This is a genomic window from Variovorax sp. PCZ-1, assembly GCF_018413605.1.
Classification (GTDB): Bacteria; Pseudomonadota; Gammaproteobacteria; order Burkholderiales; family Burkholderiaceae_C; genus JANMDU01.
In genome coordinates this window covers 854,838-866,271 of record NZ_JAHCDN010000001.1, presented here as the reverse complement: position 1 = coordinate 866,271, position 11,434 = coordinate 854,838, and the positions used below count along the sequence as shown (strand labels likewise).

The window sequence follows — 11,434 nt, the reverse complement described above, 5'->3', positions numbered from 1 at the left end:
TCAAACCATGCAAAACACTTTAGAAAATGCTTATCACCCAAAGTGATGAAGCGTGGGCGAAAATACAGGCTCAATGAGCATCGCAAAATACATCAAGGAAATTGGCCGCGGCAAGGAAGGCGCTCGCTCGCTTTCCCGCGAACAAGCGGCTGATTTACTGGGGCAAGTCTTAGACGGCGCAGTGTCTGATCTGGAGATCGGTGCGTTTTGCATTGCCATGCGTGTGAAAGGCGAAACGCCGCAGGAGATGGCGGGTTTTTTAGATGCCATGGCTCAGCGCATCAGGCCTGTGCAATCGGCGCATCCCATCGTTGTGATTCCCAGCTACAACGGTGCACGCAAACTGCCCGGCCTGACCACGCTTTTGGCCGGCCTGCTCGCGCGCGAAGGTGCGCAGCGCGGTTTCACTGTGCTCGTGCATGGCTGCACTACAGAGGCTGCGCGTGTGCCCACGCAAGATGTGTACACCTCAGTTTTTGCTGAGTTTTTAAAGCAAAAACAGCATATCGCCCGCATAGAATCTGCGCAAGATGCTACTGAATTGATAGTGGATGAATGCTCTATGCACAGCGGTATTCCACTCTTCGTACCGACCACTCAGCTCAGCCCTTCCCTGCAACGTCTGCTGGATGTGCGCCGCAGCATCGGTCTGCGCAATCCTGCGCACAGCTTGGTGAAGCTGATGAACCCAACGAACCGCCGCGATGCACTGATCGTCACGAGCTACACCCACCCCGAATATCTGCACAGCATGACCGAGACCCTGCAACTCACGGGAAGCCACGCCATGCTGCTGCGCGGTACTGAAGGCGAAAGCGTGGCCGATGCTCGCCGCCGCCCGCGTATGGATGGCTTTATTCACGGTCAGCCGCTCGCACTTTGTGAGGTGCAAGAAGGCAGCTTGAGCCAACTACCAGATTTACCGGCCTGTGATGCAGCCAGTACGGCAAGCTATACACAACAAGTGCTTACCGGTGAAAAATCGGTCCCCGCGCCGATTACCGCTCAGGTGGAACACATCTTGCATTTGATGTCTCGCATTGAGAAGGCATCATGAAAAACACATTCCAAAGCAATTCCGGACAAGTCACCTTGGTTGGAGCGGGCCCAGGCGATCCTGAGCTGCTCACTCTCAAAGCCGTGAAAGCGATTGCGGCGGCCACCGTGATCTTGGTGGATGATTTAGCCAACGATGCCGTTCTCGCGCATGCCCGCCCAGATGCCCGCATCGTGCACGTAGGCAAGCGTGGTGGCTGCAAATCCACGCCGCAAGCCTTCATCGAAAAGCTCATGATCATGGCCGCCAAGGAAGGTGAAAACGTGGTGCGCTTGAAAGGCGGCGATCCTTTCATCTTTGGACGCGGCGGTGAGGAAGTGGAAGCCTTGCATGCTGCAGGTATCCATGTTGAAGTCGTCAACGGCATCACCTCTGGCTTAGCCGCTATCAGCTCGCTTAATGTGCCTCTCACCCACCGCGATCACGCTCATGGCGTCATCTTCATCACGGGCCATGCTAAGCCGGGCGACAGTGGGCCAGATTGGGTCAAACTTTCTGAAGCAGCATCTCAAGCCAAGCTCACCCTCGTGATCTACATGGGCATGACCCATGCCTCAAAAATAGAACAAGGCCTGCTATCTGCCCTATCTGCTAGCACGCCCGTCGCCATCATCCAACACGCCAGCCTGCCCGAGCAGCGCCAAGCCATCACTTACCTTGCTCAATTGTGCGAAACGATTGAAGCAGAAAACATGGCAAGCCCCAGTGTGATCGTGGTGGGCGATGTGCTGCAAGGTGTGGCGGCTTTGCATACCCAACCCTCTTTGCCGCAACAAAAAGCTGCTGGCTGATTGAAAGCTCGAAGACGCTAAACTCCGTAGTGTTGTGAATACAAACTACAGAGGGAACATGCTAGAAAAACTCAACCAACTCACTGAAGGCCATGGTGAACTCAAGGCTGGCCACGGCCTGATCAGCGGCATCATTGCATTGAGCCTTGCCATTCTTTGTTTCTTGGGCGTCTTGGCTTTCCATTTTCCTGAATATCTGACCACGCCCCAACTTCGCAAAAGTTATGACGTGGAAATCATCCGCAATATCATGCTCGCCGCTCTCGCGCTCGCTGGCGGCTTGAGCTTGGTGAACATCATCTTTGGCCGCGCACGCTGGCTCTCCAGCTTCGCTTTCTTACTCGTGGCGCTCACCGCCCTGCTCGGCGGCCACAAAGTGCCAGTCAATGATTTTGCAGACAACACACCCTATATCGGTCTCGATTGGTTCATTCTCGATCTGCTTGGCTCTTCGCTGATTTTTATCTTCATCGAGAAAATCGTCCCACATCGTAAGAATCAGCCCATCTTCCGCTCTGAATGGCAAACCGATTTTCATCACTTCATCATCAACCACATGGTCGTTGGCTTCGTGTTGCTGGCCACCAATTTGATGGTGCACAAAGGCCTAGGCTGGGCTGTGAAGAGCGACCTGCAAGCCTGGATTCAAGGACTGCCCTTCATCGCCGAGCTGCTGCTCATCTTGCTCGCTGCAGACCTCGTGCAATACTGGACGCACCGCGCCTATCACGAGACATGGCTGTGGCGTTTGCATGCTGTGCATCACAGCGTCAAAAGTATGGATTGGCTCGCCGGTTCGCGTCAACACATCCTTGAGCTGCTCATGACACGCACCTTGGTACTCGGTATCATCTTCGTCCTCGGTTTCTCCAAGGAAGTGATCGATGCCTACATCGTGGTCGTCGGCTTCCAAGCCGTGTTCAACCATTGCAACGTGAATGTGCGCCTCGGGCCCCTGCGCTACATCTTGGTCACGCCGAATTTTCACCACTGGCACCACAGCCAAGACAAAGAAGCGCTGGATACTAACTACGCTGCGCATTTCTCCTTTTTGGATTACCTCTTCGGCACAGCCGCGAAGAGCCACAAAATCTGGCCCGAGGCTTATGGCGTGCTCGGAGACTATGTTCCCAATGGTTTTTGGAAGCAGTTCAAGTTTCCGTTTACGTGGAAAGGCTGAGCACATAATGCTCGCCAAGTCTACATCTGCGCTTGCTGTATTCATCGGTACTGCGTTACTGAGTCAAGCTGCTATCGCTCAAAGCTGCAAAGATCAGGATTTTCAAGAGCAGTTTCTAACTTGGCTGAAGCACAGTCGCATCAAATTACAAGTGCCAGCGAAAAACTTTGTAGAGATGAGTCACCTTACTACTTCACGAGAAATTAACGCGAACACTAGCTATATACGCTGTAAGGAGTGGCCTGCAAAGGCTGGTCATCGCTTAATACTTGCCACAATTCCAATGTCTGAAAAAGAAGCTATGGAGAATAAGGAAACGTTCGAGCTGGATGCTGTCATATTTGTGATGAATGCAAATAGCCAAATAGCTTCCAGCAGTCCTATTTTAAAAAAATACTTATACAGCGACGGTGCTTTTCTCACGGATGTCATCTTTGACACAGCGCGATATCAGCTCGATAAAAACACAATTGCGTTCGGTATACGCTTAGGCCACCAAGTGGGTCGCTGGGATACCTTTGGGTCTATAAGTTTAGATTTGTTTTTCGAACGTGGATCAAGTTTGCTGCATGCACTCAAATCAATCCCAGTCTATAAATCTAGCCACAATAAAGGCATCAATTGCGGTGCTGTAACTGAAGAATTTAATCGTAGCCTTTCCATGGCTGATTCCAAATCTGAAGGTTTGACCAATATTCGTGTAGTGCAGAAGAGCAAGACTACTAGCGAATCTGTTTCACCTAAAGAGCCTAATATTTGTATCGAGAAAGTCACCCCTGAAGCTTATCGCAGCACAACTCTGCGATTTAACGGCTCTCACTACGAAATTCCCAGCGATTGGACTCAGTAAACTTGAATTTCGACACCACCATCATCGGCGCAGGCGCAGCGGGCTTGTTCTGCGCGGGCGTGGCTGCGCAACTCGGCTGCAAGGTATTGCTGATTGATCACAGCGAGAAAGTGGCTGAAAAAATCCGCATCTCTGGCGGTGGGCGAGCCAATTTCACGAATCGTGATTTAGATGTGAGAGCGCCGGAGAAGCATTTCATCTCCGACAACCCGCGCTTTTGCCGCAGCGCGCTCTCGCGCTACACGCCGCAGGATTTCACGGCCTTGATGAAAAAGCACGGGATTGCTTTTCATGAAAAGCACAAAGGGCAATTGTTTTGCGACCGCAGCGCGGAGGATTTGATTGCGATGCTGCTGCGCGAATGTGATGCGAGCACGAATGGCGGCAGCGTCACACGCTGGCAACCTTGCGCCGTTCAAAGCATCGCCTATGCCGTGCCTTCAGAGGAAGTTTTTCAAGCCAAATCGGCTACTACCCGGCATGAAATCAGCGCGGAGTGCTATCAAATCAATACTGACCGAGGAGTGGTGTATTCCGATAGTCTTGTCGTCGCTACAGGTGGTTTGAGTATTCCCAAGATCGGCGCGACGGATTTTGGCTATCGCATCGCCAAGCAGTTTGGTCATTCCATCATCGAACCACGCCCAGCACTCGTGCCACTCACCTTTGATGATCAATCGTGGCAGCCGTTTGCTGGACTCGCAGGCCTAGCACTACTCATGCAAATCGCCACAGGTGAGAAAAAATCACGTATGTATTTTGATGAAGATGTGCTCTTCACGCATCGCGGCCTCTCCGGCCCCGGCGTGCTGCAAATCTCCAGCTATTGGGCAAGTGGCACACCCATCCGTATGAATCTACTCCCGGCGGCTGATATCGCTGCCCTGCTCATGCGCGCTAAGCAGACCTCTCGTAAACTCATCGCCAACGAACTCTCCCAGCTTCTGCCCAGTCGCCTGGCCGAGAGCTGGGCATCGCAAAAGCCAGATTGGCAACGCCCGATCAACGAAGCCAGCGACAAAGCCTTAACTCAACTGGCCGAGCATCTATCCCAATGGCAACTCACCCCCAGCGGCACAGAGGGCTATCGTAAAGCTGAAGTTACCGCAGGCGGTGTGAATACGCGTGAACTCTCCAGCCAAACCTTAGAAAGCCAAAAGCAAAGTGGCCTCTACTTCATCGGCGAAGTGGTAGACGTCACGGGTTGGCTCGGCGGCTACAACTTCCAATGGGCTTGGGCCAGTGGCCATGCCTGCGCGCAAGGTTTGGCCGCGAAACTTCGCTAGCCCAACCAAGCTCAGCAACTGGCCTTACTTCGCAATCAACTCCTGATGCGCAGCTTGATGCTCAGGCGCGGCACTTTCATCCACATGCGTCTTGTTCGCCCCAGGTGCACCTTTGCGAGCAAACAAGGTGTACATCGTAGGTACCACGAAGATGGTGAGCAGTGTTCCCAAGCTCATGCCACCCACGATCACCCAGCCGATTTGCTGGCGGCTTTCAGCGCCGGCCCCGCTGGAGAGCGCTAGCGGAATCGCGCCGAGCACCATTGCGCCAGTGGTCATCAAAATCGGGCGCAGGCGCAGCTTGGCAGATTCTTGAACGGCTTGCATCGTGCTCACGCCCTGCTCACGCAATTGATTGGCAAACTCCACAATCAAGATGCCGTGCTTGGTGATCAGCCCCACCAGCGTCACCAAACCAATCTGGCTGAACACATTGAGCGAGCCACCACTCCACTGCAATGCCGCAAGTGCGCCCACCATCGATAGCGGCACGGAGAGCATGATCACGAAGGGATCGATAAAGCTCTCAAACTGCGCGGCGAGTACGAGATAAATGAAGAGCAGCGCCATGCCAAACACCAGCGCCAATGAATCCGATGAACTTTTGAACTCACGCGATTGGCCATTGAGATCGGTGGCGTAGCCGGGCTTGAGTACCTTTTGTGCTGTGGCATCCATAAACTCCAGCGCTTGACCAAGAGAATAATCTGGCGCCAAATTAGCCGTAATCGCCGCTGAGCGTCGTTGGCCAAAGTGATTCAGCTCACGCGGTACAACGACTTCTCGCAAGCGCACGAGTGCAGACAAAGGAATCATCTGCTCATTGCGCCCACGCACAAAGATTTTTTCAATATCGTCTGGCGTGTCGCGGCCCACCGATGCGGTTTGTACGATCACATCGTATTGCTCGCCATCTTTCTTGTAGCGCGTGACGTTGCGGCCGCCGAGCATGCTCTCCACGGCGCGGCCCACCGCGTCAATGCCTACGCCTAGATCCGCAGCTTTCTCGCGATCCACCTCGAAGCGCACTTCGGGCTTGTTCAAACGCAGATCGGTATCCACCTGCAAGAAGCCAGGATTCTTGGCGAGCTCGTCTTGGAATTGGCGCACCACTTGCGCGAGATTTTGATAAGAATCTGACGTCATGATCACGTAATTCACCGGCCGGCTGGTGAAGCCTTGGCCCAGCGATGGAGGCGTGATGGGAAAGGCCGTGACACCGGGCAAGCTGGTGATGCGCGGCGCAAGCTCGCGCGCCAGCTCAGGCGTGCGCTTGGTGCGCTCTTCCCAAGGTGTGGTGCGGAAAAACACATTGGCCTGCGCCACCGTGGGATTGCCCGCTACGATGAAAACGCGATCAAACTCTTTGTAGCCCATGCCGATGCGCTCCATCGCGCCCAGATAACGCAAGGTGTAATCCAGCGTCGCGCCATCCGGCGCATTCACTTGGCTGACCACCACGCCACGGTCTTCCAGCGGCGCGAGCTCGCGCTTGATGTCTTTCATGAAATACCATGTGCCCACGCCCGAGGCCACCATGATGAGTACGATGAGCCAACGCGCTTTGAGCGTCCAGCCTAGCAGCTTGGCATAAGCATTCGTCACACCCACGAGGAATTTCTCAATCCAACGGTCATAAAACGGCGGGTTGGGATTGTGTTTCAGCAGCAGCGAGCTCATCATCGGTGAGAGCGTGAGCGCCACAAAGCCTGAGACGACCACTGCGCCTGCAAGCGCCAGAGCAAACTCGGTGAAGAGCTTACCTGTGCGCCCCGGCGAGAAGGCCAGCGGTGCATACACAGCAGCTAGCGTGAGCGTCATCGCCACCACAGCAAAAGCAATTTCTTTGGAGCCGATGATGGCGGCTTCAAACGGTTTCTTACCCATTTCGATGTGGCGATAAATATTTTCCAGCACCACAATCGCATCGTCCACCACCAAGCCAATGGCGAGCACCAAGGCAAGCAAGGTAAGCGTGTTGATCGTGAAGCCAAAGAGTGCCATCAGTGCGAACGATCCAATCAGAGAAACAGGAATCGTCACCAGCGGAATAATGGCCGCGCGGAAATTTCGCAAGAAAAACAAAATCACCAAGGCTACAAGCACCACGGCTTCAACAATGGTGACGTAAACAGACTTGATCGACTCTTTGATGAAGATGGAGTTGTCGTTGGCAATGTCAATCTCAATGCCGGCGGGCATATTCGCTTTGATGCGAGGAATCATCTCGCGTACATCAGCGGAAAGATCGAGTGGATTGGCCGTGGCATTACGCACTACGCCCAGCGTGATCGCATCGCGGCCGTTCAAGCGCGTGGCAGTGCGCTCGGAAGCTGCGCCTTGGCGAACAGTAGCGACATCGCCGATGCGCACAGGCACACCGTTCACATTGCGAATCACCACTTGCGAGAATTCGAAAGGCCGCTGCAAATCTGTTGCGGCTGTCACGTTAAATTCTCGCCGCTGGCTCTCAATGCGACCTGCGGGCACTTCCACGTTGTTGCGGCGCAGGGCATCTTCCAAATCTTGCACGGTGAGGCGATAAGCCGCGAGCTTGTCGGGGTCGACATTCACCCGCATCGCGTATTTGCGTTCACCGAAGATGCGCACATCTGCTGCTCCGCTGGCTGTTTGCAGCATGGGTTTGGCAAAGCGATTCGCAAGGTCAGACAGTTGCAGCACGTTGTGCGTATCAGAGCTAAACGAGAGCCAAATCACTGGGAAGGCATCGGCCTCCACCTTGGCGATTTGTGGCTCATCCACATCGGTGGGCAGGCGCTGGCGCACGCGTGAGACTTTATCTCGTACATCAGCCGCAGCGCTATCCGCATCACGCGAGAGCTTGAAGCGCACCGTGATTTGGCTTTGCTCAGGGCGAGAGATCGAGGTGATCACATCCACGCCTTCAATGCCCGCGAGCGAATCCTCCAACACCTTGGTGACTTGTGTCTCAACAATCTCGGCCGATGCACCGCGATAGTTGGTCGACACCGTGACATTGGGCTCATCGATCTTCGGATACTCACGCACCGAGAGCTTGGTGTAGCTTACATAGCCAATCAGCAAGATTAGCAGCGAGAGCACGGTGGCAAATACCGGGCGGCGGATCGATATTTCTGGCAATTGCATGGAATGCTCCTTGCGTTGAATCGGTGTATGTTTAGCGGCTCGCTGCAGGCGCTGGCATGGCTGCGGCTGTAGCAGATGCAGCAGGCGCTGCACCACCTACGCCACCAGAAGCAGCATTCGGTGCACCGCCAGGCACTCCTGCTGGCGCTCCTGCTGGTGGTCTGCCTAATTCAACCACGCGCACTGGTGTGTTGTCGCGCTGCAAGCGCTGCTGGCCAGCCACGACGACTGTTTCACCTTCAGCCAGCCCCTCTGTGATTTCCACACGACCAGGACGGCGAATGCCAAGCTTGACTTCTTGGCGCTGCGAGACGAGACGCTTACCATCCACGAAGCCGCTCATGTTGTAGGGCTGCGCAGCACCAGCACCAGAGCCCCCGGCAGGCGCGCCAGCAGACACAGGTGCGCTAGATGCTGCGGCGGCAGCTTTTGCAGCCTCTGCTGCTTTAGCTGCATCAGCCGCTTGCTTCTCTGCAATCTCTTTACCCTGCGCTTCAGTTTGCTCCACCAAGCGAATCACAAACTGCCGCCCACCTTGCGGCACGATGGCTTCTTCCGGAATCGTGAGCGCAGCATCTTTCACGTTAAACACTGCAGTGACGCGTGCAAACATGCCGGGTCGCAAAGGTGCGCCGCCGCCCGCTCCAGGACCAGCTGCACCCGGGCGACCACCAGCTACAGCCCCCGCTGCACGCGCGCCAGCTTGAGCGCCACCTGCATTCGATGCTGAACTCGCTCCTGCAGGTGCACCACTAGCACCCGCTGGCCTACCGCCGGCAACAGCGCCGCCGCCTGTTCCGCGCCCGCCCGGCGCAGCACTTGGCGTACCGCCAGCTGCGGCTCGCGCCGCCACCGCAGCATTGCTAAATTGCGCACAAGTTGTTGCGATTGGGTCTACAGGCCGAGGCGCTGCAGCTGCTGGCGCAGAAGCTGGGCGCTGAGGTGGACGCACTGCAGGTTTCGCCGCTGGCTTTTCAGCTGGCTTGGCAGCCGCTGCCGGTGCGCCACCTGCGCCAGGTGCACCACCAGAAGCGCCACCTGGCCCACCAGCTGGTCTTTGCGCTAGAGGCTCGCCACCCGTATTCGGTAACACCGCCCGCACCAACACCGAGCGGCCATTCGCATCCAACTGCGGATCAATCGCTTCAATCTTTGCCTTGAATTGCCGCCCCGGCAGAGCATCGAGCTGCAATTCAATCGCCTGCTCGCGCCGAATCTTCCCAATGAAACGCTCAGGCAAACGGAAATCCACAAACATGGAAGAAATGTCTTCCAAATTCACCAGATCCGCGCCGTCTTTCACATAATCGCCAATATTTACATTGCGAATGCCCACCGTGCCATCAAAGGGCGCGATCACGCGCATGCGATCCCAACGCGCACAGGCCAGCGACACTTGCGCCTCGGCCACTTGCAGACTCGCCGCGCTTTCATCCAACACACGCTGTGCCACAAAATTTTGCGCCACCAGCTCCTGATTGCGCTTCAAATTCGCGCGAGCAATCGACATCTGCGCTTCCGCTTGGCGAATCTCAGCGCGCTGCAAGCCATCTTCCAGCTGCATGATCACATCGCCCTTGCGCACGCGACCACCATCGGTAAAGCCCAGCGTCTGCACCCGACCACTCACCTCAGGGCGCAGCATCACGTTTTGCTTGGAGCGCAGCGAGCCCACGGCCTGCGCATCGTCTTGCAAGCGAGAGGCTTCTACTTTGGCCACTTCCACTGAGGGCATGCCACCACCGCGTGGTGCACCACCAGGAGCCGATGCACCGCCAGCGGGCGCACTGGCAGACCCAGCCGCCGTGATTTCTTTCGGCCCCGTCGGCTTGTTTTGATACCAATACGCCGCGCCCGCAGCTGCCGCAATGCCCACGATTGCCACAGCAGAATAAATCGCCTTCGATGCCATATGTGTCGTCTCTAAATTGCTATATGTATAACAGCCTCATGTTACAGGCAGTTTCGTATCTCACGCAGCGCAAGCTGTTATGCCAGAGAGATTTACAAAGGGGTAATCCCTAGTGGGCAAGATCAATCCTGCGCCACGCCCCAATACCGCGCAGCCTGCACCAATTGCGCCTCTTCTGCACTGCTGCGCCAAACCACACCGCCCACCTGCTCACTTGGAGCCTCTTTGCCGCGAAGTAGTTGCATCGTGCGCAGCGCAACAGGCTGCGCGTTATCCACAATCGTCACAGCATCGCCAGCTAGCGAGCGAAACGCATCTCGTATCAAAGGATAGTGAGTACAACCGAGCACCAGCGTGTCAAAACCCTTGTTTTTCTCTTCATTTTTAAGGCTAAATGGGTCACTCGCCGTCATAAAACCTGCGCAGAGCGCTACCAAATCAGGAGCATCTTGCCAGCGCTTCCCGCTTGCAGATAACTGCTCAATCCGATCCGCCAAGCCATCACAAGGCACGCAGGTGAACTGCAAAGTGCCTTGATTGTTGTTTGCATCAGAGGCAGCATGCTCCGCTTCCAGTTTCGCTTTCAACTGAGCAAACTTCACACTCTGCAAAGTCCCCCGCGTAGCGAGCACCAGCACCCGCCCAGAGCGTGTAGCCAGCGCAGCTGGCTTCAAAGCAGGCTCCACACCAACGATCGGCAGCTCTGGCCACTGCGCCCGCAGCACATGAATCGCCGCCGCAGTCGCCGTATTACAAGCCACTACTAGGGCCTTGGATCGCCGCCCCTCAACCAACTCCCGAGCCACCGCCAAAGACCGCTCCACCACAAACGCCTCCGGCTTCTCGCCATAAGGGTTGTGAGCAGAATCCGCAAAGTAAACGAAGCGCTCAGCAGGCATCACAGAGCGTAAAGCTTTCAAAATACTCAAGCCACCAATGCCAGAGTCGAACACACCGATGGGCGAAGAGATGTTAGTCATGACATCAATGCGCCATAGTTAGTAGCCAATAAAAAGCGCATACTCAAAACTATTTCCCAACCGCAACCATCGCTTTGATCTTCACAGCTTTCTCAAAATGATCCAACGCGTGCGTCTTGATCCACCAAGTAGCCACTTCCATCAAAGCATCTGGATCATCGTTTTTATTGGCGAAAAACGCATAAAACGATAGCCCAACGTCCTCGCCCTTCTTAGTGATTTTTTCGTCACAGATCTCGATCATTCTTT

At 55.2% G+C, this 11,434-nt stretch carries 9 protein-coding genes; 5 read left to right on the top strand and 4 right to left on the bottom strand.

All coding sequences use genetic code 11. From position 1 onward, the window contains the following. The first annotated feature begins 73 nt into the window (after positions 1-73). Genes ybiB through KIH26_RS04270 form a run of 5 tightly spaced genes read left to right on the top strand, consistent with a single transcriptional unit; the run spans position 74 to position 5,164 of the window. Positions 74-1,057 (top strand): DNA-binding protein YbiB, encoded by a 984-nt coding sequence (ybiB, locus tag KIH26_RS04290; RefSeq protein ID WP_213442801.1) that lies wholly within the window; start codon positions 74-76, stop codon positions 1,055-1,057. Then, positions 1,054-1,848 (top strand): uroporphyrinogen-III C-methyltransferase, encoded by a 795-nt coding sequence (gene cobA, locus KIH26_RS04285; RefSeq protein WP_213442800.1) that lies wholly within the window; start codon positions 1,054-1,056, stop codon positions 1,846-1,848. Before ybiB ends, cobA begins: the two co-directional genes overlap by 4 nt. A gap of 58 nt (positions 1,849-1,906) precedes the next feature. Further along, on the top strand, positions 1,907-3,028 hold the full coding sequence (locus KIH26_RS04280) for a sterol desaturase family protein (RefSeq protein WP_213442798.1): 1,122 nt from the start codon (positions 1,907-1,909) through the stop codon (positions 3,026-3,028). A gap of 7 nt (positions 3,029-3,035) precedes the next feature. Then, complete coding sequence (locus KIH26_RS04275) at positions 3,036-3,878, top strand: PA3715 family protein (RefSeq protein WP_213442796.1); 843 nt, start codon at positions 3,036-3,038, stop codon at positions 3,876-3,878. 2 nt (positions 3,879-3,880) lie between these two features. After that, the gene (locus KIH26_RS04270) at positions 3,881-5,164 is read left to right on the top strand and encodes a BaiN/RdsA family NAD(P)/FAD-dependent oxidoreductase (protein ID WP_213442794.1); all 1,284 of its coding nucleotides are present in this window, start codon (positions 3,881-3,883) and stop codon (positions 5,162-5,164) included. A 24-nt stretch (positions 5,165-5,188) separates the two neighbouring features. Here KIH26_RS04270 and KIH26_RS04265 read toward each other — a convergent pair whose 3' ends face one another. From KIH26_RS04265 to KIH26_RS04245, 4 genes are all read right to left on the bottom strand, one after another. Next, a complete protein-coding gene (locus KIH26_RS04265; RefSeq protein WP_213442792.1) occupies positions 5,189-8,293 on the bottom strand; it encodes an efflux RND transporter permease subunit in 3,105 nt (1,034 codons plus the stop codon). A gap of 31 nt (positions 8,294-8,324) precedes the next feature. Further along, the gene (locus KIH26_RS17140) at positions 8,325-10,205 is read right to left on the bottom strand and encodes an efflux RND transporter periplasmic adaptor subunit (protein ID WP_349627840.1); all 1,881 of its coding nucleotides are present in this window, start codon (positions 10,203-10,205) and stop codon (positions 8,325-8,327) included. A 122-nt stretch (positions 10,206-10,327) separates the two neighbouring features. Further along, on the bottom strand, positions 10,328-11,185 hold the full coding sequence (locus KIH26_RS04250; protein WP_213442790.1) for a glutamate racemase: 858 nt from the start codon (positions 11,183-11,185) through the stop codon (positions 10,328-10,330). 49 nt (positions 11,186-11,234) lie between these two features. Then, the gene (locus tag KIH26_RS04245; protein WP_249660946.1) at positions 11,235-11,429 is read right to left on the bottom strand and encodes a DUF6500 family protein; all 195 of its coding nucleotides are present in this window, start codon (positions 11,427-11,429) and stop codon (positions 11,235-11,237) included. Between the last annotated feature and the right edge of the window lie 5 nt (positions 11,430-11,434).